General features: G+C 65.8%; 22 protein-coding genes. 18 read left to right on the top strand and 4 right to left on the bottom strand.

Annotated features, from left to right (window positions below):
• Positions 1-51 precede the first annotated feature (51 nt).
• The 15 genes from ASG75_RS07500 (at position 52) to ASG75_RS07430 (ending at position 17,017) form a co-directional block, all read left to right on the top strand.
• On the top strand, positions 52-1,368 hold the full coding sequence (locus ASG75_RS07500) for an ABC transporter permease (protein ID WP_056387372.1): 1,317 nt from the start codon (positions 52-54) through the stop codon (positions 1,366-1,368).
• A gap of 11 nt (positions 1,369-1,379) precedes the next feature.
• Positions 1,380-2,636, top strand: coding sequence for an ABC transporter permease (locus ASG75_RS07495; RefSeq protein WP_056389131.1), 1,257 nt, complete (start codon positions 1,380-1,382; stop codon positions 2,634-2,636).
• Positions 2,637-2,702: 66 nt separating this feature from the next.
• Positions 2,703-4,010, top strand: coding sequence for an ABC transporter permease (locus ASG75_RS07490; RefSeq protein ID WP_056387369.1), 1,308 nt, complete (start codon positions 2,703-2,705; stop codon positions 4,008-4,010).
• Between the two features lie 7 nt (positions 4,011-4,017).
• Positions 4,018-5,250: an FtsX-like permease family protein gene (locus tag ASG75_RS07485; RefSeq protein WP_056387368.1), complete on the top strand. Its 1,233-nt coding sequence runs from the start codon at positions 4,018-4,020 to the stop codon at positions 5,248-5,250.
• A 66-nt stretch (positions 5,251-5,316) separates the two neighbouring features.
• Positions 5,317-6,639, top strand: coding sequence for an ABC transporter permease (locus ASG75_RS07480; RefSeq protein WP_056387365.1), 1,323 nt, complete (start codon positions 5,317-5,319; stop codon positions 6,637-6,639).
• Between the two features lie 10 nt (positions 6,640-6,649).
• Entirely contained in the window at positions 6,650-7,864 is a 1,215-nt protein-coding gene (locus ASG75_RS07475; RefSeq protein WP_056387361.1) for an FtsX-like permease family protein, read from the top strand.
• Positions 7,865-7,920: 56 nt separating this feature from the next.
• A complete protein-coding gene (locus ASG75_RS07470; RefSeq protein WP_056387357.1) occupies positions 7,921-9,225 on the top strand; it encodes an ABC transporter permease in 1,305 nt (434 codons plus the stop codon).
• Between the two features lie 11 nt (positions 9,226-9,236).
• Positions 9,237-10,460 (top strand): FtsX-like permease family protein, encoded by a 1,224-nt coding sequence (locus tag ASG75_RS07465; RefSeq protein WP_056389128.1) that lies wholly within the window; start codon positions 9,237-9,239, stop codon positions 10,458-10,460.
• 88 nt (positions 10,461-10,548) lie between these two features.
• Positions 10,549-11,892, top strand: a complete 1,344-nt coding sequence (locus ASG75_RS07460; RefSeq protein WP_056387354.1) for a sigma-54 dependent transcriptional regulator — start codon at positions 10,549-10,551, stop codon at positions 11,890-11,892.
• 97 nt (positions 11,893-11,989) lie between these two features.
• Complete coding sequence (locus ASG75_RS07455; protein WP_235580169.1) at positions 11,990-12,298, top strand: hypothetical protein; 309 nt, start codon at positions 11,990-11,992, stop codon at positions 12,296-12,298.
• A gap of 124 nt (positions 12,299-12,422) precedes the next feature.
• Complete coding sequence (locus tag ASG75_RS07450; protein WP_056387348.1) at positions 12,423-13,808, top strand: ATP-binding protein; 1,386 nt, start codon at positions 12,423-12,425, stop codon at positions 13,806-13,808.
• 59 nt (positions 13,809-13,867) lie between these two features.
• The gene (locus ASG75_RS07445) at positions 13,868-14,812 is read left to right on the top strand and encodes an SPFH domain-containing protein (RefSeq protein ID WP_056387346.1); all 945 of its coding nucleotides are present in this window, start codon (positions 13,868-13,870) and stop codon (positions 14,810-14,812) included.
• 84 nt (positions 14,813-14,896) lie between these two features.
• The gene (locus tag ASG75_RS07440; RefSeq protein WP_056387342.1) at positions 14,897-15,253 is read left to right on the top strand and encodes an endonuclease domain-containing protein; all 357 of its coding nucleotides are present in this window, start codon (positions 14,897-14,899) and stop codon (positions 15,251-15,253) included.
• Positions 15,254-15,290: 37 nt separating this feature from the next.
• A complete protein-coding gene (locus ASG75_RS07435; protein WP_056387339.1) occupies positions 15,291-15,740 on the top strand; it encodes an NfeD family protein in 450 nt (149 codons plus the stop codon).
• Positions 15,737-17,017, top strand: a complete 1,281-nt coding sequence (locus ASG75_RS07430) for a threonine/serine exporter family protein (protein ID WP_056387336.1) — start codon at positions 15,737-15,739, stop codon at positions 17,015-17,017. The genes ASG75_RS07435 and ASG75_RS07430 overlap by 4 nt, the downstream gene beginning before the upstream one ends.
• A 300-nt stretch (positions 17,018-17,317) precedes the next feature.
• On the opposite strand, the gene ASG75_RS07425 is transcribed toward ASG75_RS07430, so the two are convergent.
• The 3 genes from ASG75_RS07425 to ASG75_RS07415 form a co-directional block, all read right to left on the bottom strand.
• On the bottom strand, positions 17,318-17,641 hold the full coding sequence (locus ASG75_RS07425) for an H-NS histone family protein (RefSeq protein WP_056387334.1): 324 nt from the start codon (positions 17,639-17,641) through the stop codon (positions 17,318-17,320).
• Positions 17,642-17,920: 279 nt separating this feature from the next.
• Positions 17,921-19,618, bottom strand: coding sequence for a proline--tRNA ligase (locus ASG75_RS07420; RefSeq protein WP_056387332.1), 1,698 nt, complete (start codon positions 19,616-19,618; stop codon positions 17,921-17,923).
• A 116-nt stretch (positions 19,619-19,734) separates the two neighbouring features.
• The gene (locus ASG75_RS07415; protein WP_056387330.1) at positions 19,735-20,157 is read right to left on the bottom strand and encodes a DUF4124 domain-containing protein; all 423 of its coding nucleotides are present in this window, start codon (positions 20,155-20,157) and stop codon (positions 19,735-19,737) included.
• Positions 20,158-20,268: 111 nt separating this feature from the next.
• On the opposite strand from ASG75_RS07415, the gene ASG75_RS07410 reads away from it, so the two are divergent.
• The 3 genes from ASG75_RS07410 to rimI are packed head-to-tail and all read left to right on the top strand — an operon-like array spanning position 20,269 to position 22,030.
• Positions 20,269-21,051 (top strand): phosphatidylcholine/phosphatidylserine synthase, encoded by a 783-nt coding sequence (locus ASG75_RS07410; protein ID WP_056387328.1) that lies wholly within the window; start codon positions 20,269-20,271, stop codon positions 21,049-21,051.
• Positions 21,048-21,542 carry a hypothetical protein gene (locus tag ASG75_RS07405; RefSeq protein WP_056389123.1) on the top strand — a complete coding sequence of 165 codons (495 nt, stop codon included), beginning with the start codon at positions 21,048-21,050 and terminating at the stop codon, positions 21,540-21,542. Before ASG75_RS07410 ends, ASG75_RS07405 begins: the two co-directional genes overlap by 4 nt.
• Positions 21,543-21,547: 5 nt before the next feature.
• Positions 21,548-22,030 carry a ribosomal protein S18-alanine N-acetyltransferase gene (gene rimI / locus ASG75_RS07400; protein WP_056387327.1) on the top strand — a complete coding sequence of 161 codons (483 nt, stop codon included), beginning with the start codon at positions 21,548-21,550 and terminating at the stop codon, positions 22,028-22,030.
• Between the two features lie 77 nt (positions 22,031-22,107).
• Here the strand turns inward: rimI and ASG75_RS07395 are convergent, their stop codons facing one another.
• Positions 22,108-24,939, bottom strand: coding sequence for a valine--tRNA ligase (locus tag ASG75_RS07395; RefSeq protein ID WP_056387325.1), 2,832 nt, complete (start codon positions 24,937-24,939; stop codon positions 22,108-22,110).
• Positions 24,940-24,944 lie beyond the last annotated feature (5 nt).

Genomic DNA, 24,944 nt, shown 5'->3' with positions numbered 1-24,944 from the left:
TCTCCTCCCCCTGCCTGCGGGGGGAGGAGCTCAACTCCTGGAGCATTCGGCATGTTCAGCTATTACCTCGAATTGGCGTTGCGCAGCCTCAGGCGCAGTCCCGGCCTGACCGCGCTGATGGTGCTGGCGATCGGCTTCGGCGTGGCCGCGTCGATGACGACCTGGTCGGTGTTCCGCGCGGTGTCGGGCGACCCGATCCCGTGGAAATCGTCGCAGCTGTTCGTGCCGCAGATCGACAACTGGGGCCCGAACGGCCGCAGCAGCGACGGCGAGCCGCCGAACGCGATGGGCTACACCGACGCGATGGCGCTGATGCGCGACCATCGCGCGAAGCGGCAATCGGCGATGTACCAGATCTCGCCGTCGGTGGTGCCGGCGGAAGTCGGCAAGCACCCGCTCAACGTCAGCGGCCACGCGGTATACGGCGAGTTCTTCCCGATGCTGGATGTGCCGTTCAAGTACGGCAGCGGCTGGAGCGCAAGCGACGACACCAATCGCGCGACGGTGGTAGTGATCAGCGGCAAGCTCAACCAGAAGCTGTTCGGCGGCGCCAGCAGCGTGGGCAAGACCGTCAACATCGAGGGCAAGGATTATCGCGTGGTCGGCGTGCTCGATGACTGGAACCCGCAGCCGCGCTTCTACGACGTGGTCAACACCGGCGGCTTCTCCACCACCGGCGACGACGTGTTCCTGCCGTTCCTCACCGCCATCCAGACGTCCATGCCGAATGACGGCAACACGAATTGCAACGCGGTGCCGGAGGAATCGGGTTTCGTCGGCCTGCAGCATTCCGAGTGCGTCTGGATTGCCTACATGGCCGAGCTGGACGGTGCGGCGGCGGCAACTGCCTACCGCAATTACCTCAACGACTATGCGCGCGAGCAGCAGCAGGCCGGGCGTTTCCGCTGGGCGCCGAACAGCCGCCTGCGCAACCTGCCGCAGTGGCTGGACAACCAGCACGTGGTGCCCAGCGATACCAAGGTCTCGCTGCTGGTGGCGCTGGGGCTGCTGCTGGTGTGCCTGGTGAACACGGTGGGCCTGCTGCTGGCGAAGTTCCTGCGCCGCAGCGGCGAGATCGGCGTACGCCGCGCACTGGGCGCGCAGCGTGCCGCGATCTACGCGCAGTTCCTTACCGAGGCCGGCATCGTCGGCCTGGCGGGCGGCGTGCTGGGCCTGTTGCTCACTGGTGCGGGGGTGGCCAGCGTGGGCTGGGTGCTGCCCAGGGACATCGCCGCGCTGGCGCGGGTGGACGTGTCGCTGCTGCTGCTCACCCTGCTGGTGGCCGTGGTCGCCACGATGCTGGCCGGCTTGTATCCCACTTTCCGTGCCTCGCGCGTGCAGCCGGCGTGGCAGTTGAAGAGCAATTGAGGAACATGAGCATGAAACTGCATCCCATCCTCGCGGCATTGCGCAAGCACAAGGCCGGCACCGTACTGATCGCGCTGCAGATCGCGCTGACGCTGGCGATCGTGTGCAATGCGGTCTTCATCATCGGCCAGCGCATCGACCGGGTGAACCGGATCACCGGGCTGGACGAGAGCAACCTGTTCCTGGTCAGCCAGCAATGGGTGGGCGCTCCCAACGCCGACAGCGCCGACGGCGTGGAAAAACTGGACACCATGCAGCGTGAGGATCTGGCTGCACTGCGCCAGCTGCCGGACGTGGCTTCGGTGGCGCCGATCAACTCGCTGCCGCTGCTCAACTCCTCCTGGACCGGTTCGGTTTCGCACAAGCCGGGCGCCCAGCTGAGCGGCAAGGACAATACCCGTACGGCGTACTACTTCACCGACGAGCAGATGCTGTCCACGTTGGGAGTACGCCTGGTGGCCGGCCGCGCCTTCAATGCCGGCGACGTGCAGCACCAGGGTTTCCGCGACCAGCGCGACCGTCCGATCGCGATCATCACCCGGCAACTGGCGGACAAGCTGTTCCCGAAGGGCGATGCGGTCGGCAAGGTGATGTACACCGACGGCAGCAATGCGCCCACCACCATCATCGGCGTGGTGGCACGCCTGCAGATTCCCTCCACCAGCAGCCAGGGCAACGACTTTGCTTGGTACTCGACGCTGATCCCGACCCGGCTGGACGCGAACTTCGCACGCTATGCCGTGCGCACGAAGCCTGGCCGGCTGGACGCCGCGATGCGCGCGGTGGCGCCCACGCTGTACAAGGTGAACCCGATGCGCGTACTCGACGACGACAGCGTGAAACCGTTCTCCGACATCCGCGCCCGGGCCTATCGGGCCGACGTGGGCATGGCGATCCTGATGGGCGTGATCTGCTTGATCCTGCTCTGCGTCACCGCCGCCGGCATCGTCGGCCTGACCAGCTTCTGGGTCGGCCAGCGGCATCGGCAGATCGGCGTGCGGCGCGCGCTGGGTGCACGCAAGGTCGACATCCTGCACTACTTCCAGATCGAGAACCTGCTGATCGTCGGCGTCGGCGTGGCGATCGGCGTGCTGCTGGCGCTGGGCCTGAACCTGTGGCTGATGAGCCACTACGAGATGACCCGCATCCCGCTGCCATACGTGCTGACCGGCGTGCTGGCGATGCTGGCGATCGGCCAGGCCGCGGTATTCGTGCCGGCACGGCGCGCCTCCAACGTGCCGCCGGTGGTGGCGACGCGGGCAGCGTGATGCAGGAAGCCCTCTCCCCAACATTCGTTGAGGGAGAGGGAGCTTGAAACCTCATGGAGTCGTGCAATGTTCGGCTACTACCTCGACCTTGCCCTACGCAGCCTGAAACGCAACAAGGCGCTCACCGTGTTGATGGTGCTGGCGATCGCGCTGGGCATCGGCGCCAGCATGACCACGCTCACGGTGCTGCACGTGCTGTCCGGCGACCCGCTGCCTGGCAAGAGTGGGCAGCTGTACTACCCGCAAATCGATCCGCAGGACATCAGGGGCATGGACCCGAGCAAGGAGCCGCCGGAGCAGGTCACCTTGATCGACGGCCTGAATCTGCTGCGCGCCGGACGCGCCGACCACCAGGCGCTGATGAGCGGTGGCTCGGTGCCGGTCCAACCCGAACAGTCCTCGCTCGACCCCTTTTATGTGGAGGCGCGTTACACCACGGCGGACTTCTTCGCGATGTTCGACGCACCATTTCTGTACGGCCACGGCTGGACCGCGGCGGACGGCGAGGCCAAGGCGCGCGAGGTGGTGATCGCGAGGTCGCTCAACGACAAGTTGTTCGGCGGAGCCAACAGCGTGGGCCGCACGCTGCGCATGGCAGGGACCTCCTTCCGCGTCGTGGGCGTGCTGGACAGCTGGCAGCCGAACCCGCACTTCTATGATCTGAACACGGGCTCCTACGCCTATGGCGAGCAAGTGTTCCTGCCGCTGCAGACCATGCTGGAGCTGCGGCTGGATCGCAACGGCTCCAGCGACTGCTGGGGCAATGGCGGTGGCGGCGTCGGCAACATCTTGCCTTCGAACGACTGCGTGTGGCTGCAGTTCTGGGTGCAACTGGACAGCCCTGCGAAAGCAGCCGCGTACAAGGAGTTCCTGGTGCACTACTCGCAGGACCAGAAGGCGTTGGGCCGCTTCCAGCGCGCGCCGAACGTACGCCTGCGCAACGTGATGCAGTGGCTCGACTACCAGATGGTGGTGCCCGATGACGTGCGCCTGCAGACCGCTCTGGCGTTCGGTTTCCTGCTGGTGTGTCTGGTCAACACAGTGGGGCTGATGCTGGCCAAGTTCATGCGCCGCGCCGCTGAGCTCGGCGTACGCCGTGCGCTGGGTGCGTCGCGGCGCGCACTGTTCGCGCAGCTGTTGATCGAATCCGGGGTGATCGGTCTGGTTGGCGGCATCGGTGGCCTGCTGCTGGCGATGTTCGGACTGTGGTTGGTGCGCCAGCGGCCTTCCGCTTACGCCGCGCTGGCACATCTGGACCTGAGCATGCTGTTCACCACGTTCGTACTGGCGCTGTGCGCCACCTTGCTGGCCGGCCTGCTGCCAGCTTGGCGCGCCTGCCAGGTCACGCCTGCCCTGCAACTGAAGAGCAACTGAGGTGAGCATGGACATTCTTCCGATCCTTTCCACGCTGCGCAGGCACAAGCTCACGTCCTGGCTGCTGATCCTGGAAATCGCGCTGACCTGCGCGATCGTCTGCAACGCCGTATTCCTGATCGGCCAGCGCTTGCAGCGCATGGACATGCCCAGCGGCGTGGCCGAGCACGAGCTGCTGCAGATCCAGGTGGCCGACGTGATGCCGCCGTCCAATCCGTACACCCGCCTCGCGGAGGATCTCGCGGTGCTCAGGCAGGTGCCTGGCGTGCTCTCGGTGGCTTCCTCCAACCAGGTGCCGTTTGGCAGCTCGTCGTCGAACGGCAACATCATGCTCGACCCGACGCAGCGCGAACGCACGCTCAACGCCGGCACCTACTTCGGCGAAAACCTGGCGCAGACGCTGGGCACGCGGCTGGTGTCCGGGCGCGACCTGCAGCCGGATGATTTTGTCGACGTGGATACGGCGATGAAGGCGCTCGGTACCGGCGATAGCAAGGGCCTGCCGCACGTGACGCTGATCACCCGGACCCTGGCCGAACGGCTGTGGCCGGGACAGAACCCGCTGGGGCGCATCATCTACCTTGCGCCCGAAGTGGGCCTGCGCGTGGTCGGCGTGCTGGACAGCCTGGCGCGGGCGAATGCCTACGACGCGGCCAAGGCGCAGTACACCATGGTCGTGCCGCTGCGCATGGGGGCGAACAAGGACCAGAGTTATCTGATCCGCACCCGACCGGAAGATCGCGCGAGCGTAATGGCCGCTGCGCTGGCTGCACTGAAGAAGGCCGACCCGCAGCGTGTGGTGACCACCCAGCGCAGCTTCGACGAAGTGCGCCGGAAGTTCTTCCAGGACGACCGCGCGATGGCCGGCATGCTGGTCGGCGTGATCGCCGCGCTGTTGATTGTCACCGCGCTGGGCATCGTCGGCCTGGCCAGCTTCTGGGTCGCGCAACGCCGCCGCACCATAGGCGTGCGACGCGCGCTGGGCGCGACCCGCCGCAACATCCTCAACTACTTCCAGACCGAGAACTTCCTGCTCGCCACGATCGGCATCGCGCTCGGTATGGTGCTGGCCTACGGCATCAACCTGTTCCTGATGCTGCACTACGAGTTGCCACGACTGCCAGCCGTCTATTTCCCGGTCGGCGCCATCGTGCTGTGGCTGATCGGGCAGGTGGCGGTACTCGGTCCGGCGCTGCGCGCCGCGGCGGTGCCGCCGGTCGTGGCGACGAGGTCGGTGTGATTGCTTGAAGCCCTCTCCCACGGCAGCGCCTGGGAGAGGGCGTTTTCCAATTCACGGAGTGATGCAATGTTCGGCTATTACATTGATCTCGCATGGCGCAGCCTCAGGCGTAACAAGGTGCTGACCGCGTTGATGGTGATCGCCATCGCAGTGGGTATCGGCGCCAGCATGACCACCTTGACGGTGATGCACCTGCTGTCCGGCGACCCGGTACCGACCCGCAGCGGCACGCTGTTCTATCCGCAAGTTGATCCGGATCCGAGCCCGACTGCCAGCCATCAGCCCTACGATGTGATGGATTACCGTTCGGCGCTGGACCTGTGGAACGCGCACCGCGCGGATCGTCAGGCGATGGTCACCAGTAGCCAGCTGCGGTTGACCGCACCACAGGTGAATCTGCCGCCGCTAATGGCGCAGATGCTGTCGACCACCAGCGATTTCTTTCCGATGTTCGACGTGCCGTTCCGCTATGGCGGCGGGTGGACGGCGCAGGACGACGAGAACCGTGCAAGGGTCGCGGTGATCTCGTCGGATCTCAACAACAAGCTGTTCAATGGTGCCGACAGCGTGGGTCGCACGCTGCGACTGAAGGATGCGGATGTGCGCATCATTGGCGTGCTGGCGCCGTGGTGGCCATCGCCACAGTTCTACGACGTGGCGGGTGGACGCTTCTCCAACGGTGATACGGCGGGCTTTTACAGCCGGCCGGAGGATGTCTTCGTGCCGTTTCAGAGTTCGCTGGAAATCAATGCCGGCGGCTTCCAGCCGTTCACCTGTTGGAGCATGCCGGGCGACCCGGTGCACTTGCAGAACTCGCCCTGCGTATGGGTGGCGTTGTGGGTGCAGCTGGACAGCGCGGCAAAGGTCGGCAGCTATCGGCGCTTCGTGGCCGACTATGCTACCCAGCAAAAAGCCTTGGGTCGCTTCGTGCATGCCGACAACACGCAGTTGCGCAGTCTGATGGGGTGGCTTGACTTCAATCAGGTGGTGCCCAGCGATGTGCGCCTGCAGACGTGGCTGGCGTTTGCCTTCCTGCTGATCTGCCTGTTCAACACGGTGGGCCTGTTGCTGGCGAAGTTCCTGCGCCGTGCTGGCGAGATCGGCGTGCGCCGTGCACTCGGTGCGAGTCGGGCGGCGGTGTTTGCGCAATGCCTGGTCGAAGCCGGCCTGATCGGTCTGCTTGGCGGCGCCGGCGGTCTGCTGCTGACCCTGTTCGGCCTGTGGTTGGTACGCAGCCAGCCGATCGAATATGCCGATCTGGTGCATTTGGATACGACGATGTTCCTTGCCACGTTCGCACTGGCCATTGCCGCCAGCTTGCTGGCCGGCGTGCTGCCGGCGCTACGCGCCAGCCGCATGACGCCCAGCCTGCAGCTGAAGACACTCTGAGGGGAACGCCATGCAGATCCAGCCCATCCTCGCCGCACTGCGCAAGCATCGCCTCGCCACCATATTGATCACGTTGGAGATCGCACTGGCTTGCGCGGTGCTGTGCAATGCCTGTTTCCTGATCGTCAACCGCGTGCAGCAGACCCAGGTCGTCAGCGGCGTCGACGAGAACGCACTGGCTGCCCTGAAACTGACCGGCTATGACCCAACGAGGGGCGTCGACCTCAACGCGCGCGTACTCGACGGCCTCGCCAAGCTTCCTGGCGTGCAGTCGATCAGCGCGATCAATCAGGTGCCTTTCGGCGACCACGCCGGTACGGCCGGTATCACCACCGATCCCGACGGCAAGCACTTCGGCGGCGTGGTGGATTTCTTTGTCGGCGGCCCGGGCAGCTTCAAGGCGCTTGGCGTGCAGGTGGTCGCTGGCCGCGTGCCGCAGCCTGGCGATTACCAACCCGTCGATTTTTTCGTGCCAGATGACTCCGCGGTGTGGGTGACCCGTGCGCTAGCCGAGCATCTGTGGCCGGGCGCCGATCCGCTCGGCAAGGAATTCTGGACTGGCAAATTCCACTTTCGGGTGGCCGGCGTGCTGGCGCACCTGGCGCGTCCCTACGGTGGCGAGGGCGGCCCGAGCACGATCGAATGGTCGGTGTACGTGCCGGCGCAGCCGGGCGCCCAGCTTGCAGCCGTATACCTGCTACGCGCCGATCCCGCGCAATTGCCGCGGGTGCTGCGCGACGCGCGGGGCGCGATGGCCACCATTGCGCCCGACGCGGTGCTCGACAGCAAGGCAAGTCAGACCATCGGCACCCTGCGCGAAAATTATTTTCGACAGGATCGTGTCATGGCCGGCATCCTTGTCGGCGTAATCACCGCCCTGCTGCTGGTCACCGCACTCGGCATCGTCGGCCTCGCCAGTTTCTGGGTGCAGCAGCGACGCCGCCAGATCGGTATCCGCCGCGCGCTCGGCGCTACCCGCGGCGACATCCTGCGCTACTTCCAGACCGAGAATTTCCTGATCGTCACGTTCGGCATCGTGCTCGGCATGCTGCTGGCGTTTGCGCTGAATCTCGCGTTGATGACGCACTACGAATTGCCGCGATTGCCGTTGTACTACTTGCCGATCGGCGCGCTGCTGCTGTGGGCATTGGGCCAGCTCGCCGTACTCGGCCCTGCGCTGCGCGCCGCAGCAGTACCGCCGGTGGTGGCGACAAGATCGGTGTGATGAGCGGAGATATCGGCAGGAACGGATGATTTCCATGGTTGAAGGGGATACACGGAATGTTCGGCTATTACTTTGATCTTGCATGGCGCAGCCTCAGGTGCAACCCGGTGCTCACCGCGCTGATGGTGCTGGCGATCGGGCTGGGCATCGGTGCGAGCATGACGATGATCACCGTGCTGCATGTGATGTCGGGCGATCCGCTGCCGGGACGCAGCGCGCAGTTGTTCTATCCGCAACTCGATCCGCGGGGTATGGAGGACTATGGCCAAGGTGAAGACCCTCCGGGGCAGATGGCCTGGATCGACGCAATGAATCTGCTGCACGCACGCAAAGGCGTGCACCAGGCTGCGATGTCGGGCGGTCAGGTGACGGTGCGGCCGGTGCAGGGAGGCAAGCGAGCCTTCTACTCCGATGCGCGTTTCACCACGGCAGATTTCTTTGCCATGTTCGATGTCCCGTTCGCACAAGGTGGTGGATGGTCGGCGGAGGACGACGACAAACAGGCGCGGGTGATCGTGATCGCCAAAACGCTGGCCGACAAGTTGTACGGCGAACGGCAGGCCGTCGGGAAAATACTGCGTCTGGGTCAAAACGACTTCCGTATTGTCGGGGTGATCAAACCATGGAGTCCGATACCGCATTTCTACGACCTGACCTCGGGTGGTTACCAGGACGGCGAGCAGGTGTTCATGCCGCTATCCACCGCATTGGCACTGCATCAAGGGATCGGCGGCAGCCTGGAATGCTGGGGATATATGTCGTTCGACCACCTGGACCGCAAGACGGCCCCGTGTTCCTGGTTGCAGTTCTGGGTCCAACTGGACACGCCGGCGCAGCAGCAGGCCTATCGCGAATTTCTGGTGAGTTACTCGCAGCAGCAAAAGATGCTGGGGCGTTTCGTGCGGCCGCCCAATACGCGCCTGCATAACCTCATGGGCTGGCTGGACTACAACAAGGTGGTGCCGGGGAGCGTGCAGCTGCAGACGCTGCTGGCGCTGGGGTTTCTGCTGGTGTGTCTGGTCAACACGGTGGCGCTGCTGCTGGTGAAATTCCTGCGGCGCGGCGGTGAGATGGGCGTGCGCCGCGCGATGGGCGCATCGATGCGTTCGATCTTTGCGCAGTTGCTGGCCGAGGCAACGCTGGTGGGCTTGTGCGGTGGCGTGGTCGGCGTGCTGCTTGCGCTGTTCGGCTTGTGGGTGGTTCGACAGCAGCCGGCGCAGTACGCGGGCCTGGCGCATCTGGACGCCCCGATGTTGTACGCGACTTTCGCACTGGCGCTGTGCACCACCGTACTTGCCGCCATGTTCCCGGCGTGGCGCGCCTGCCGGCTGCCGCCGGCGCGCGCGTTGAAGATCCAGTGAAGGCGACGATCATGCATCCCATCCTTTCCGCACTGAAGCATCACAAGACCACCGTGGCCCTGGTGGTGCTGGAGATCGCGCTGACCTGCGCCATCGTCAGCAACGCGTTGTTCCTGATCGGCGACCGTCTTTCGAATATGCAGCTGAGCACGGGGGTTGCCGACAACGGTCTGGTCTGGGTCAGCAGCAACAGCCTGCGCGAGGGCGGCACCCCGGGCAGTGCGATGAGCCTGGAGCAGGCCGATCTGGCTGCGTTGCGCGGCATGCCGGGCGTCACGGCGGCGCTCAAGGTCAATTCGTTGCCGCTGCTGAATGCCTCCATGTGGCGCAGCGGCATCTCGGTCCAGCCCGGCTTGCCCAAGGCCACGTTCAACAACATCGCGATGTACCTCGGTACGCCGGGCATCGTCGGCGGGTTGGGCATCAGGCTGGAACAGGGGCGCGACTTCCTGCCGCAGGAATATGCCGATTACAGCCCTTCCGCGAATCAGGCGCCGCCTTCGGCGGTGATCGTCACGCGTACCCTGGCCGACCGCCTGTGGCCGGGTCAGAGTGCATTGGGCCAGCCGATCTTCATGGGCGAGAAGGGCAAGTACGTTACCCGCGTCGTTGGCGTGACGACACACCTGCTCAACCCGACGCTGGCCGGCCGCGCCAACAGCGAAGACAACCTGTTGTTGCCGGTACGCTCAATCCCAGGTGGCATGTATGTGTTGCGCACGGAGCCGTCCGTCCGCGACGCGATCCTGCGTGACATTCCAACGGTGCTCGATCGCGTGGACAACGATCGCATCATCACCGGCAGCAACAGCTACGCGCGAACCGTGTCGGATTACTTTCACGACGACCGTGCACTGATCTGGCTGCTACTGGTGGTGATCGGCTGCCTGCTGGCGCTGACTGCGCTGGGCGTGGTCGGGCTATCCAGTTTCTGGGTGCAGCAGCGCACGCACCAGATCGGCATCCGCCGTGCCATCGGCGCCACCCGGCGCGACATCCTGCGCTACTTCCAGGCCGAGAATTTCCTGATCGTCAGCGGCGGCATCGCGCTTGGCTTGCTGCTGGCCGTCGCACTGAATTTGTTGTTGATGAAGCAGTACGAATTGCCGCGCCTGCCGTTGGCCTATCTGCCAGTCGCCGCGCTGGTGTTGTGGTCGCTGGGCCAGCTCGCCGTACTCGGCCCCGCATTGCGCGCGGCGGCGGTACCGCCGGTGGTGGCGACGAGGTTGGTATGAAAAATGGACTTGCAGGTATACGCATGACCATAGTCATGGCAACCTTTCAGGTCGGAGCGGCATCCATGTCCGCATGTGCAGAAGAAAAATGCGTACGGTCCTGATCATCGACGACAACCCGGCCGTGGGCGAGGCGCTGTCGCTGGCGCTTTCGCTCAACGAGATCCGCCCGCTCACCGCGCTGACGCCCGACGAGGGGCTGGCGCTGCTGCAGCGCGAGGCGGTCGACGTGGTGATCCAGGACATGAACTTCACCGCCGACACCACCTCCGGCGAAGAGGGTGTGACGTTGTTCCGGGCGATCCGCGAACAGCATCCGGACCTGCCGGTGGTCCTGCTCACCGCGTGGACGCACCTGGAAACCGCGGTGGAGCTGGTCAAGGCCGGTGCCGCCGACTATCTGGCCAAGCCGTGGGACGACAACAAGCTGCTGGCCACGGTGGAGAACCTGCTGGAACTGTCCGAGTCCACGCGTGAAATCACCCGCAGCCGGCGCGAGCGTCGCCAGCGCCGCGAGCTGTTGCAGAGCAAATACGATCTGGACGGGCTGGTGTTCGCTTCCGAGGCGATGGGGCGCACGCTCAATCTGGCCTGCCAGATCGCCCGCTCCGACGTACCGGTGCTGATCACCGGCCCGAATGGCACCGGCAAGGAGCGCATTGCCGCGATCGTGCATGCGAACTCGGCGGTGAAGCGCGGCCCGTTCGTGGCGGTGAACTGCGGCGCCCTGCCGGGCGAACTGATCGAGGCCGAGTTGTTCGGCGCCGAGGCCGGCGCGTACACCGGCGCGAACAAGGCGCGCGAGGGCCGCTTCGAGCTGGCCGACGGCGGCACGCTGTTCCTGGACGAGATCGGCAACCTGCCGCTGCCCGGCCAGATGAAACTGCTGCGCGTGCTGGAGACCGGCCAGTTCGAACGCCTGGGCTCGGGGAAGACGCGCCAGGCCAAGGTGCGCGTGCTGTCGGCGACGAATGCCGATCTCAAGGCGATGATCCAGGCCGGCACGTTCCGCGAAGACCTGTACTACCGGCTCAACGTGATCGAGGTGAACCTGCCGCCGCTGAGCGAGCGTAACGACGACATCCTGCCGCTGGCCGAATTCTTCCTGGACGGCCGTGCCGAACTCGGCGACGCCGCGCGCGAAACGCTGCTGGGCTACCCGTGGCCGGGCAACGTGCGCGAGCTGAAGAACGCGATCGAGCGCGCTGCACTGCTGGCCGACGGCCATCCGATCACCCCGGAGCTGCTGAACTTGCCGCAGCATGCGGCGACGGCCGCCGCGCGCAACCTCGACGAACCCAGCCGCGAGGCGGTGGAGACCGCGCTGCACAAGGCCGATGGCGTGGTCAGCCGCGCGGCGCAAAGCCTGGGCCTGTCGCGCCAGGCGCTGTATCGGCGGATGGAGCGCTACGGCCTGGCGACCACGGCTTGATCGATATGTGACGGCGATGCTTGTCCTTGACCCCGAAGGCGTAGAAAGATGACTGCATGCATCCAGCAGGGGAGGCGTTATGCGATATCGCCGGATCATGCTTGTTTCCGCCTGGCTGACGGCCGGTGCGGCTTTGGCGCAGGTGCCATCAGGTTCCCGCGAAGACTGGGCGCTGCGGCCCGCTGCCGCCAGCCCGGTCGAGTACCGACTTGGTTCGCCGACAGTGCTGGCGGAATCGAAGAAAAGCCCGTTCAGGTTCAGCGATGGCCGCGAGGGCGGCGTGCTGAACAAGCCGCCGCCGCGTCCGATGGATCGCGCCGCGGTGTTGGGCACCGAGCGCGCCTGGCTGGGCGGGCGGCCGCCGCTCGACTGCGCGATGACCCCGGTGGATGCCAGGTGCCATTGAGCGGCTGTGACTTTTCCAGCCTCTCAGTCCGGCCATGCGCCGGACTCGCGGCCGAAAAATTGCGCAGGACGCGCAGTTTTTCACAGGCTCGGAGCCGGCGTTTCCCCGTCGAGGAGAACAGCCGATGTGGCGTCGCCTGAATTCGCTGCAGGGGCGCCTGACCTTCTTGCTGGCCGTGGCCGGCCTGGCCGGTGCGCTGATCTACGCCGGCGTCACCCAGTGGCCGCTGCCGCAGTTGCTGGTGTGGCTGCGCAAGGACCTGGCGTTGTCGATACGCGCGCCGATGCAGCTGGGCGTCTACGGCGGCTTGCTGGCCAGTGTGGTCGTGCTGCTGCCGCTGGCGTTCTGGCTGGCCGGCCGGGTGATGGCGCCGGTAAGCCGGCTGCTGCGCGCGCTGGAAGGCGCGGTGGCCAGCTATCGCGACGGCGATTTCAGTTTCTCGATCGCGGTCGACCGGCGCGACGAGCTGGGCGAGCTGATCCGCATGCACAACGCGCTGGGGCACACCTTGCGCGAGCAGCGCCAGCACCTAGTGCAGCGCGAGCTGCTGCTGGACACGGTGGTGCAGAACACCCCGGTGGCGCTGGTGCTGACCGATGCGATCGGCCGGGTGGCCTACGCGAACATCGCCTCGCGGCATTTGTTCAACGAAGGCCGCAGCCTGGTCGGGCTGGACTTCGCCGAGTTGCTGGCCGAGGCGCCCGAAGCGCTGCGCAAGGCGGTGGACAGCGGCGAGGATGCCTTGCTCAGCGTGGAGATGGACGGTGGCGAGGAAACCTTCCACCTGTCGCAGCGCGCGTTCCGGCTGCAGGGCCGGCCGCATCGGCTGCACCTGTTCCGGCGCATGACGCGCGAGCTGTCGCGGCAGGAAGTGGCGACCTGGAAGCGGGTGATCCGGGTGATCAGCCACGAGCTCAACAATTCGCTGGCGCCGATCACTTCGCTGGCGCACTCCGGCGCGGAACTGGCCCGTCGCGGCCAGATCGAGCGGCTGCCCGGCGTGTTCGCCACCATCGGCGAACGCGCGCTGCACCTGCACCGCTTCATCGCCGGCTACGCCAGCTTCGCCAAGCTGCCCACGCCGCAGCCGGCGGACATCGAGTGGAAGCCGTTCCTCGACGGACTGGCGCTGCATTGCCAGTACCGTCTGGCGGCGCCGGTGCCGGCGCGGCCGGGGCATTTCGATGCGGTGCAGATCGAGCAGGTGCTGATCAACCTGATCAAGAACGCGCACGAGTCGGGTGGGGCGGACGACGAGGTCACGCTGTCGATCCTGGATGTCGGCAACGAACTGCGCATCGAGGTGGCCGACCGCGGCCCCGGCATGAGCGAGACGGTGCTGGCGCAGGCGCTGTTGCCGTTCTATTCGACCAAGCGTTCCGGCACCGGGCTGGGGCTGGCGTTGGCGCGCGAGATCACCGAGGCGCACGGCGGCCGCGTGCTGCTGGCCAACCGCGAAGGCGGTGGCCTGCGGGTAAGCCTGCGCCTGCCGCAAACGGCGGCCCGATAGCGCTCGAAGCGGCACGGCCTCGCCTATACTCAAGCCTTCTTCAGGACATGGGGTGGGCAATGGGACAGCTACTCGCGTTGGTTATCGTGGCCGTGGTCATCATCGGCGTGGCCAAGCTGGTGCGCATCGTGCCGCAGGGCTTCGAATGGACGGTGGAAACGTTCGGCAAGTACACCCGCACGCTGAGTCCGGGGCTGCATTTCCTGATCCCGGTCTACCAGGCAGTGGGCCGCAAGATCAACATGATGGAGCAGGTGCTGGACGTGCCCAGCCAGGACGTGATCACCAAGGACAACGCGGTGGTGCGCGTCGACGGCGTGGTGTTCTACCAGGTGCTGGACGCGTCCAAGGCGGCGTATGAGGTGTCCAACCTGGAGCAGGCCTCGCTGGCGCTGGTGATGACCAATATCCGTACCGTGCTGGGCTCGATGGACCTGGACGAAAGCCTGAGCCAGCGCGATGCGATCAACGCCAAGCTGCTCAAGGTGGTGGACGAGGCGACTCACCCGTGGGGCGTCAAGGTCAACCGCATCGAGATCAAGGACATCGCGCCGCCGCGCGACTTGATCGACGCGATGGCGCGGCAGATGAAGGCCGAGCGCGAGAAGCGCGCGAACATCCTCGATGCCGAAGGTTTTCGCCAGGCGGCGATCCTCAAGGCCGAGGGCGAGAAACAGTCGGTGATCCTGGCCGCCGAAGGCGAGAAGGAGGCCGCGTTCCGCACCGCCGAGGCGCGCGAGCGTTCGGCCGAGGCCGAAGCGAAGGCGACCACGATGGTGTCCGACGCGATCGCCAACGGCAACGTCAACGCGCTGAACTACTTCGTCGCCAACAACTACGTCGAGGCGCTGAAGGAAATGGCCAAGTCGCCGAACCAGAAGATGCTGCTGCTGCCGATCGAGGCCACCGGCATCCTCGGCTCGCTGGCCGGCATCGCCGAGCTGGCCAAGGAATCGCTCGGCCAGCAGCAGAAGCCGGCCGCCATCCAGCCGCCGCTGCGTTGATCTTGTGCCCCTCTCCCGCTTGCAGGAGAGGGGTTGGGGAGAGGGCACGAAGCCGCGGAGAGGGCATGAAGCCGGAGAGAGGGCATGGACAACCTCGCAAACGCCAAGGTCATGCGCAGTGCCCAGACACCTGCGGAACAACGCATGTGGTATCACCTGCGCGCCCACCGCTTCCTGGGATTGAAATTCAAGCGGCAAAAACCGATTGGGCCCTATATCGTCGATTTCATTTGCCTTGAGCAGCACTTGGTTATCGAAGTCGATGGCGCACAACATGGCGATCAAGTCACCTATGATCGCCAGCGTGACCACTGGCTGGCAGCGCAGGGACTGACCGTGCTGCGTTTCTGGAACCACGATGTATTGAATCGTACGGAGGCGGTGCTGGAGCAGATTCGTCTGATCGTCGAAGCACCCTCTCCCCCGGCCCCTCTCCCATGAATGGGAGAGGGGAGTCTCGCCAACCCGGAAGCTCCTCATGCTTGAACAGATTGCGACGCATTACCTGTGGTGGATCCTGGCGCTGCTGCTGATTGCCGGCGAGTTGCTGCTGCCCGGCTATTTTCTGTTGTGGATCGGCCTGGGTGCCGCCGCGATGGGCGTGGTGCTGTGGGCCGATCCGACGCTGGGCCTGCTGGTGCAGGCGGTGCTGTTCGGCCTGCTCGCGTTCGCCTCCTGCGTGGGCTATGCGCGCTGGCTGCGGCCCAGGCTGGAGCGCCGCGTGCCCGGTGACGAGCGGCTGAACCGTCGCGCCGAACAGTTGATCGGCCAGCGCTACGAGCTGATCGAGCCGATCGTCAACGGTCGCGGCAAAGCCCGCGTGGGCGACGGCCAGTGGCTGGTCAGCGGGCCGGACCTGCCGCTGGGCACCACGGTGGAGGTGGTCGCGGTGGAAGGCACCACGCTGCAGGTGCGCGCGGCGGCATGAGCGCGGGCGACACCCTCAGCCGGCAGCAGTTCGCCACCACGGCGTCGGCCACGCGTATCGCGTTCCTGCTGGAACTGGCGCGGCGGCTGCATCAGTACGGCACTTCGGCGCCGCGGCTGGAAATGGCGGTGGCCGGTGCGGCGCTGCGGCTGGGGCTGTCCGCCGACGTCTGGTCCAGCCCTACCGCGATCATCATTTCCTTCGCCGACTCGACCCAGGGCGAGGAAGGCGTGGCGCAGACCACCCAGGTGATGCGGCTGACGCCGGGCGAGGTGAACCTGGAGCGGTTGTGCCAGGCCGACGACATCGCCGACCGCGCGATTGCCGGCGAACTGGATCTGCGCGAGGGCTTCCGCCGGCTGCGCGAACTGGGCCGACCGGACACGCGGCGCGAGAAGATCGGCTCGATCGCCAGTTACGGCTTGTCCGCCGCCAGCATCGCGGCGTTGTTCCTGCACAGTTCCTGGGTGGACCTGGTGGTGGCCGGGGTGATCGGCGTGATCATCGGCTGCATCACCCTGCTCGCGGGCAGTCGGCCGCGATTGGCGGTGGCCAGCGATGCGATCAGCGCGCTGGTGGCGACCACCGTGGCGATCGTGGTGAGCGCGTTCGTGGTGCCGCTGGCGATCAAGTCGGTGGTGCTGGCCAGCCTGATCATCCTGGTGCCGGGCATGTCGCTGACCACCGCCGTGCGCGAGATTTCCAGCCAGCATCTGGTTTCCGGCATGGCGCGCATGGGCGGCGCGATGTCGACCCTGCTCAAGCTCACCTTCGGCACCATCGCGGCAACCCAGCTGTGTGCCGCGGTGGGCATCACCGCGCGCGACTTCGCGTTGCCGGCACTGCCGACCTGGACCGACTACCCGGCCCTGCTGGTCGCGGCGGTGGCGTTCGCGATCCTGTTCCGCGCGGCCCGGCGCGACTGGCCGGTGGTGATCGTGGCGGTGGTGGTGGGCTACCAGGCCACGCGCTGGGGCGGGGCGATCTCCGGCTCGCTGCCGAGCGCACCGGTGGGCGTGTTCCTGGGCGGCCTGCTGCTGGGCGCGCTGGCGAACGTCTACGCGCGCTTCGCACACCGGCCGGGTGCGGTCATCCGCGAGCCGGGCATCCTGCTGCTGGTGCCGGGCAGCGTGGGCTTTCGCAGCGTGTCGTTCCTGCTCGAACGCGATACCACGCTGAGCGTGGATACCGGCCTGTTGCTGATAACCCTGCTGGTGTCGCTGGTGGCGGGGTTGATGTTCGGCGACCTGCTGGTTTCACCCCGAAGATCTTTATAAATCAGGAATGGCCGAAGGCGCGGCTCATGTCGTCTGCCTTGTCCATCAAGACGACGAACCCGCTCGGCACCTTCGCCCCCTCCCCTGCAAGGCAGGGGAGGGTTGGGCGACCAAAGGGAGTCCTTCAGGTGAGGGGTTGCTCTTGGCCAAGGCAAGATCAAAAACCACCCCCCGCTTTGCAGGGGGGAGGAATCAAGCATGTGCTTGCCCACTCAAGCGAATGCAGCATTACCCTGGAACCAACAAAAAGCGCCGGCATCAAGCCGGCGCTTTTTGTTGAAGCGGCTAACGGAACAGCGATCAGATCGCCAGATCCTTTTCCTTCTTGCCGGCCTTCAGCGCATCGTTGAACCAATGCGGACGCTTGCCGCGGCCGGACCAGGTCTGTGCGGGATTGGCCGGGTTGCGGTACTTCGGCGCGACGGTACCGGTGGTGCGCTTGGCCTTGCCGCGCGTGCTGCCGAAAATGTCCTCGAAGGCATAACCCTCGGCCTTGATCAAGGCATGCACTTTCTCGCGCAGCTTGGCTACCTTTTCCTTGCGCAGTTCATTCTGGCGAACCTGTGCCTTGCTGATCAGGTCGTTGAGCTGGTTGTGATTGAGGTTCTTGATGTCGACGGCCATGACGGACTCCCGGGTGAGTATCGGCGAATAAATGATTTGGCTAGGGTCCGGCCATTATGGGAAACAAGGCCTGACGCACTGGAAGTTGTTGCAGTCCGGATTCTCGCTTATTTGCAGAATCCTTGTAAAGCGCGGGGCACTGTGTGAAATGTGTTTTCACATTAAAAGTAATTAATGGTGCGACCGGTTTTGAATCAGGCGCGTTCGGCGATTCCATTGCGGCAAATGCAAAACGGCCGCACCGGGCGGCCGTTTTGGTTAATGCGGTAACTGGCCGGTTCAGCCAAGCAGGGCAAACAGTTCGTCTTCGTCGAGTGACCGGCTTTCGCTGTCTTCGCGGGCGCGATATTCCAGCGTGCCCGCGGCCAACCCGCGCTCGCTGACCACGACGCGGTGCGGGATGCCGATCAGCTCCATGTCGGCGAACATGCTGCCGGCGCGTACGCCGCGATCGTCCAGCAAGGCCTCGATGCCGCGCTGGCCCAGCGCCTGATACAGCGCTTCGGCCGCCGCACTGACGGCGGGCGAATGTTTCGGGTTGATCACGCACACCACCACCCGCCATGGCGCCATCGCTTCCGGCCAGAGGATGCCGGCTTCGTCATGGCGCTGCTCGATCGCGGCGGCGACGATGCGACTGACGCCGATGCCGTAGCAGCCCATGGCCATCACCTGCGGCTTGCCGGTTTCGTCCACCACAGTGGCGTCGAGCGCCTCGGCGTACTTCGTGCCGAGCTGGAACACGTGGCCGACCTCGATGCCGCGGGCGAGGTGCAGCAGGCCCTGGCCGTCGGGGGAAAGGTCGCCCTCGACCACGTTGCGCAGGTCGGCGACGCGGGTGATGCGCGCATCGCGATCCCAGTTCGCGCCGGTGCAATGCGTGCGGTCGACATTGCCGCCGCAGACGAAGTCGGCGAGCACGGCGGCGTCGCGGTCGACGATCACCGGGATCGACGCCGGCAGGCCGACCGGCCCGATGAAGCCGGGGCGCGTGCCGGTGGCGGCGAGGATTTCCTCCTCGCTGGCGAGCACCGATTCGTCCGGCAGCTCGGCCAGCTTGCCGGCCTTGACCGCGTTGATCTCGTGGTCGCCGCGCAGGCACAGCGCGACCAGGCCATCGCGACCGCGCACCAGCAGGGTCTTCACGCATTGCTGCGGGCTGACCTTGAGGAAGCCGACAATGTCGTCGATGGTTTTCTGGGTGGGCGTGTCTACCCGCTGCAGGGTGGCGCCAGGGGCAGGGCGGCCGGCGGCCGGCGCCAGCGCCTCGGCCTTCTCGATATTCGCGGCGTAATCCGAGCCGTCGGAAAACACGATGGCATCCTCGCCGGAATCGGCCAATACCTGGAATTCGTGGCTGGCATTGCCGCCGATGGCGCCGGTATCGGCCTGCACCGCGCGGAAGGTCAGGCCAAGGCGGGTGAAAATGCGCGAATAAGCCTGGTACATCACCGCGTAGGTCTCGGCCAGCGATGCCTGGGTCAGGTGAAACGAATAAGCGTCCTTCATCAGGAATTCGCGCGCGCGCATCACGCCGAAACGCGGGCGGATCTCGTCGCGGAACTTGGTCTGGATCTGGTAGAAATTGACCGGCAGCTGCTTGTAGCTTTTCAGCTCGTTGCGGGCAAAGTCGGTAACCACTTCTTCATGGGTCGGGCCATAGCAGAATTCCTGGCCCTTGCGATCCTTGATTTTCAGCAGCTGGCCGCCGAATTTTTCCCAGCGGCCGGTTTCTTCCCACAGTTCCTTCGGCTGCACCGACGGCATCAGCATTTCGATCGCGCCGGCGCGGTCCATTTCCTCGCGCACGATGTTTTCCACCTTGCGCAGCACGCGCAGGCCCAGCGGGCTCCAGGTGTACAGGCCGGAGGCGAGCTTGCGGATCATGCCGGCGCGCAGCATCAGCCGATGGCTGGCGATTTCGGCGTCGGCAGGGACTTCCTTGACGGTGGCCAGGTGGAATTGGCTGAGGCGCATGCGGGCGGTTCCGGCGTGAATGAAGACGCCCATTGTAGCGGGCTGCCGGGGCCATCGCAGGTCAGCGCCGGCACCGCCCGGCCCGATGCCGACGGTGTCGCAGCGCGGGCGATGGCTTAGCGGGCCTGCTGGCAGAACTGGTCGTATTGCGCCTGTGCCGAGGCGGTCTGCTGCTTGCGCTGGGCGTCGTCGAGCGCGACGGTCTTGCCGTCCTGCTGCATCGTCACCGGGCCGCTGCCCTGCAGTGCGGCGAGGTTGGCCTTCAGCGCATCGCACATCTTGCTGCGGTTTTCCGGTGTGTCGGCCACCGGCTTGGCGGGTTCGGCCGGGGCTTCGCGGCGGTCCGCCGTTTCACTGGAAGCCGGTGCGGCCAGCGGCTCCACCGTGCCGGTGGTGGTTACCTTGGAGAATTTCGTGCCCTGTGCCGGCGGCGCTTCCGAGTAGTGCACGGTGCCGCTGGCGTCCGTCCATTTATAGACCTGGGCAACAGCCAGCGGGGCCAGCAACAGCAGCGCCACGGCAATCAGCGAACGATGCATGGTGTTCTCCGTGTTTGCGTGAAATATCAGGTTCACCTTGTTATCACTCCGGCGTGCCGGACTCAAGCAGCCGATGGTTTACACTGCGCGCATCCTGTCACGGATTGATTCATGAGCGAGCCATTGCCTGTCCGTCCGCCCCGTCATCGGGGTATCTACCTGCTGCCGAACCTGTTCACCACGGGGGCGATGTTTGCGGGTTTCTACGCGATCATCGCCAGCATCGGCGGCCGTTATACCGAGGCGGCGATCGCGGTATTCATCGCCGCGCTGCTGGACGGCATGGACGGCCGCGTGGCGCGGATGACCGGCACGCAGACCGAGTTCGGCGTGCAGTACGACTCGCTGTCCGACCTGGTCAGCTTCGGGCTGGCGCCGGCGCTGGTGATGTATACGTGGTCGCTGTCGGCGCTGCGCGACTTCGGCCCGCTGTGGGGCAAGCTGGGCTGGGCCGCCGCATTCATCTACGCCGCCTGCGCCGCGTTGCGGCTGGCGCGCTTCAATACCCAGGTCGGCGTGGCCGACAAACGCTATTTCCAGGGGCTGGCCAGCCCGGCGGCGGCGGCGGTGTGCATGTCGTTCGTGTGGAGCGTGGACAAGTTCGGCCTGGCCGGCAGCGATTTCTGCTTCATCACGCCGGCGATCGCGATCGTGGTCGGCCTGCTGATGGTCAGCCGGTTCCGTTACTTCAGTTTCAAGTCGCTGCCGATGGGCGATCGCCAGCGCGTGCCGTTCGTGTGGATGGTGATCGCGGTGCTGCTGCTGGCCTTGCTGATCCTGGACACTCCGCGCGTACTGTTCATCGGCTTCACGGTCTACCTGTTGTCCGGCCCGGTGTGGACCATCTGGAGCCTGGCCACGCATCGGCGCCGGGCGCGGCGCAGCGCGGCATGAACGCCCTGCCGCGCCAGCACGTCAGCGCCGACCATCGCGCCCGCGTATTGCGTGCGCTGGGCGTGACGCCATGGCAGCGGCGGACTGCACCGACTGCGGCAGCCGGGTCGGAATACGCGGCTGCCGCGGTGTCGGAGATGGCAGCCAGCGTCGCCTGCGTGGTGGTGTTGCCGCAGGATTGCAGCACGCGCGAACTCGACTTGCTCGGCCGCGCCCTGAATGCGTGCGGCGCCGCCCTGGCGCGCGCCGCGCGAGTCACGGTGAGCGGCGGCCAACTGGCTGCGGATGTGCCCGAGGCGCGGGCCTACCTGGTGTTCGGCGAAGCGCAGGCGCACGCGCTGGGACGCACGCTGCCGGCGGCGGCGATGCATCAGGCGCAGATCGTGCTGGCCGACGAACCGGCGCTGGTGCTGAGCAGCGCCGGGGCCAAGCGACGGCTGTGGAACGCGCTGCGCAGTGTGCGCCGCGCGCTGGCCGCTGCGGACAGCTAAACGCCATGGTCGCGGTGATCAAACCGGTGATCCAGGTTCGCGGCATGCGCACCGAGGATCTGGCCACGGTCAGCGCGCTGGAAAACGTTTCCTACGAATTCCCCTGGTCGGCGGGTATCTTCAGCGATTGCGTGAAGGCCGGGCACCCGTGCTGGGTGCTGTGCGTGGACGAGGCGATCGCCGGCTACGGCATCCTGTCGATGGGCGCCGGAGAGGCGCACGTGTTGAACCTGTGCATCGGGCCGGACTGGCGCGGCCGCGGCCTGGGCCGGCACCTGCTGGGCCGGCTGCTGGATATCGCGCGCTGGAATGGTGCCGAGCGGATATTCCTCGAGGTGCGCCCGTCGAATCCGCTGGCGAAGACGCTGTACGAATCGGTGGGCTTCAACGAGATCGGTCGGCGGCCGCGTTATTACCCGGCGCGGCATGGGCGCGAGGACGCCATCGTGATGGCACTCGAGATGGCCACAGGCAATCTCGAGAAATAAGCGAACGCCGGCCCGGGGAAACGCGCGAGGTTATTTGTTCGCGTGGCCGCAGAGCGGGCGGTGCCCGCCCTGCGGGTTCATTTCTGCAGTTTGTCCGCCTGCTCGCGCAATGCGCCCAGCGTGGTGTTCCAGTCGGCGATGCGCTGGCGCTCCTGGGCGACCACCTCGGCCGGTGCGTTGGCGACGAAATTGGCGTTGCCAAGCTTGCCTTCGCACTTCCTGATCTCGACCTCGATGCGGCCGATTTCCTTGGCCAGGCGCGTCTTTTCGGCGCCGAGGTCGATCAGTCCGGCGAGCGGGATCAGCACGCGCAGCGTACCGACCACGGCCGCGGCCGCGGCGGACTCCTCGCTGCCGGCTGCGATCCACTGCGGCGCTTCGGTGCGGGCGAGGAAGGCGATCTGCGCAGCGAACTTCGCCGCGCGCGCGCGATCGTTGGCGTCGCCGTCGGCAAGCAGCAGCGGGATCGTCTTGGCTGGCGAGATATTCATCTCCGAGCGAATCTTGCGGATGCCGGAGAGAACGTTCTTGAACCACTCGATCTCGGCCGTGGCCGCGTCATCGGCAACGATGTCTTCGGCGCGCGGCCATGGACGCTGCATAAGGCTGCCTTCGCTGAGGCCGAGCATCGGCGCCACCGACGCCCACACTTCTTCGGTGATGAACGGAATCACCGGATGCAGCGCGCGCAGCACGCTTTCCAACACCACCAGCAAGGTGTGCCGGGTCGAAGCGGCGGCTGCGGCGTCGTCACCGTTCAAGGCCGGCTTCGATAGCTCCAGGAACCAGTCGCAATACTCGTTCCAGACGAATTCGTACAGCGCCTGCGCCAGCAGGTCGAAGCGGTAGCTGACGAAGTGCTGCTCGACTTCGCCGAGCGTCTGCTTGAGGCGGGTGAGGATCCACCGCTCGGCTTCGGTCGCTGGCGCACTGACCGGTGCAGCGATCTCGCCTTCCGGCAGGTTCATCAACACAAACCGCGCCGCGTTCCACAGCTTGTTGCAGAACGCCTTGTAGCCTTCCGCGCGCTTGATGTCGAAGTTGATCGTGCGGCTGTAGCTGGCCAACGCGGCGAAGGTGAAGCGCAGCGCGTCGGTGCCGATCGCGGGGATGCCGTCGGGGTAATCCTTGCGGATGCGTTTTTCGACCTTGGCGCGCACCTGCGGGATCAGCAGCGACTTGGTGGATTTCATCACCAGCGGTTCCAGCGCGATGCCGTCGATCAGGTCCAGCGGATCCAGCGTGTTGCCCTTGGACTTGGACATCTTCTGGCCTTCCGCATCGCGCACGATCGCGTTGATGTAGACCTCGCGGAACGGAATGCGGCCGGTGAAGTACTTGGTCGCCATCACCATCCGCGCGACCCAGAAGAAGATGATGTCGAAGCCGGTGACCAGCACGGCGCTGGGCAGGAAGATCTGGTCCTGCTCCCAGTTCGCCACGACTTCGCCGCGCTCGTTCTTTACCGGGCCGTCGGCCGGCCAGCCGAGTGTGGAGAACGGCCACAGCGCGGAGGAGAACCAGGTGTCGAGCACGTCGTCGTCCTGTCGCAGCGCGCCGACCGGTGCGGTAGTGGCGCTGGCGCGTGCATCGGCTTCGTCCTCGCCCACGAAAATGTTGCCGGCCTCGTCGTACCACGCCGGGATGCGGTGGCCCCACCACAACTGGCGGCTGATGCACCAGTCCTGGATGTTGTCCAGCCACTGCGTATAGGTGGTCGACCAGTTCTCCGGCACGAACTTGATCTCGCCGTTGCGCACGGCGTCCAGCGCCGGCTGGGTGATCGCCTTGCGCCCGCCCGGACGGCCATCGGCCTGCACGTCGGAGGTGAGGTCGACGAACCACTGGTCGGTCAGCATCGGCTCGATCACCGCGTCGGAGCGCTGGCTTACCGGCACCTGCAGCTTGTGCGGCTTCGTTTCCACCAGCAGGCCGAGCGCTTCGAGGTCGGCCAGCACGGCCTTGCGCGCGTCGTAGCGGTCGAGGCCACGGTATTTCTGCGGCGCGTTGTCGTTGACCTTGGCGTCCAGCGTGAAGATGGTGATCGGCGGCAACTGGTGGCGCTGGCCGATTGCGTAGTCGTTGAAGTCGTGCGCTGGGGTGATCTTCACGCAACCGGTGCCGAATTCGCGGTCCACATAATCGTCCGCGATCACCGGAATCTCGCGGTCGGTCAACGGCAGCTTCAGCATCTTGCCGACCAGGTGCGCGTAGCGTTCGTCCTCCGGATGCACCGCCACGGCGACGTCGCCGAGCATGGTCTCGGGACGGGTCGTGGCGACCACCACGCTCTCGGCGCCATTGCTGGTCATGTAGCGGATCGACCACATGTGGCCGTCGCGTTCGACGTTGTTCACTTCCAGATCGGACACCGCGGTGCCCAGCAGCGGGTCCCAGTTCACCAGCCGGTTGCCGCGGTAGATCAGGCCCGCGCGATACCAGTCGATGAACACCTTGCGCACCGCGGCCGACAGGCCCTCGTCCATGGTGAAGCGCTCGCGCGACCAGTCCGCGGCGGCGCCGATGCGGCGCATCTGGTGGGTGATGGTGGAACCGGATTCCTCCTTCCACTTCCACACCCGCTCGATGAACGCGTCGCGGCCCAGGTCGTGCCGGGTCTTGTTCTCGACCGCCAGCTGGTTCTCCACGATCTTCTGCGTGGCGATGCCGGCATGGTCGGTACCGACCTGCCATAGCGTGTTCATGCCGCGCATGCGCTGGTAGCGCACCAGCATGTCCATCACCGTCTGCTGGAACGCATGCCCCATGTGCAGCGTGCCGGTGACGTTCGGCGGCGGCAGCAGGATGCAATACGGCGCGCCCTTGCCCGACGGCTGGAATGCGCCGCTGGCTTCCCAGCGCGCATACCACGTCGACTCGATCTGGGCGGGTTCGAAACTCTTTTCCATGGGGG

It is taken from the genome of Rhodanobacter sp. Soil772, assembly GCF_001428385.1.
GTDB lineage: Bacteria > Pseudomonadota > Gammaproteobacteria > Xanthomonadales > Rhodanobacteraceae > Rhodanobacter.
Note: the sequence above shows the minus strand (reverse complement) of the source record. Positions and strands in the feature narration are given on the sequence as shown.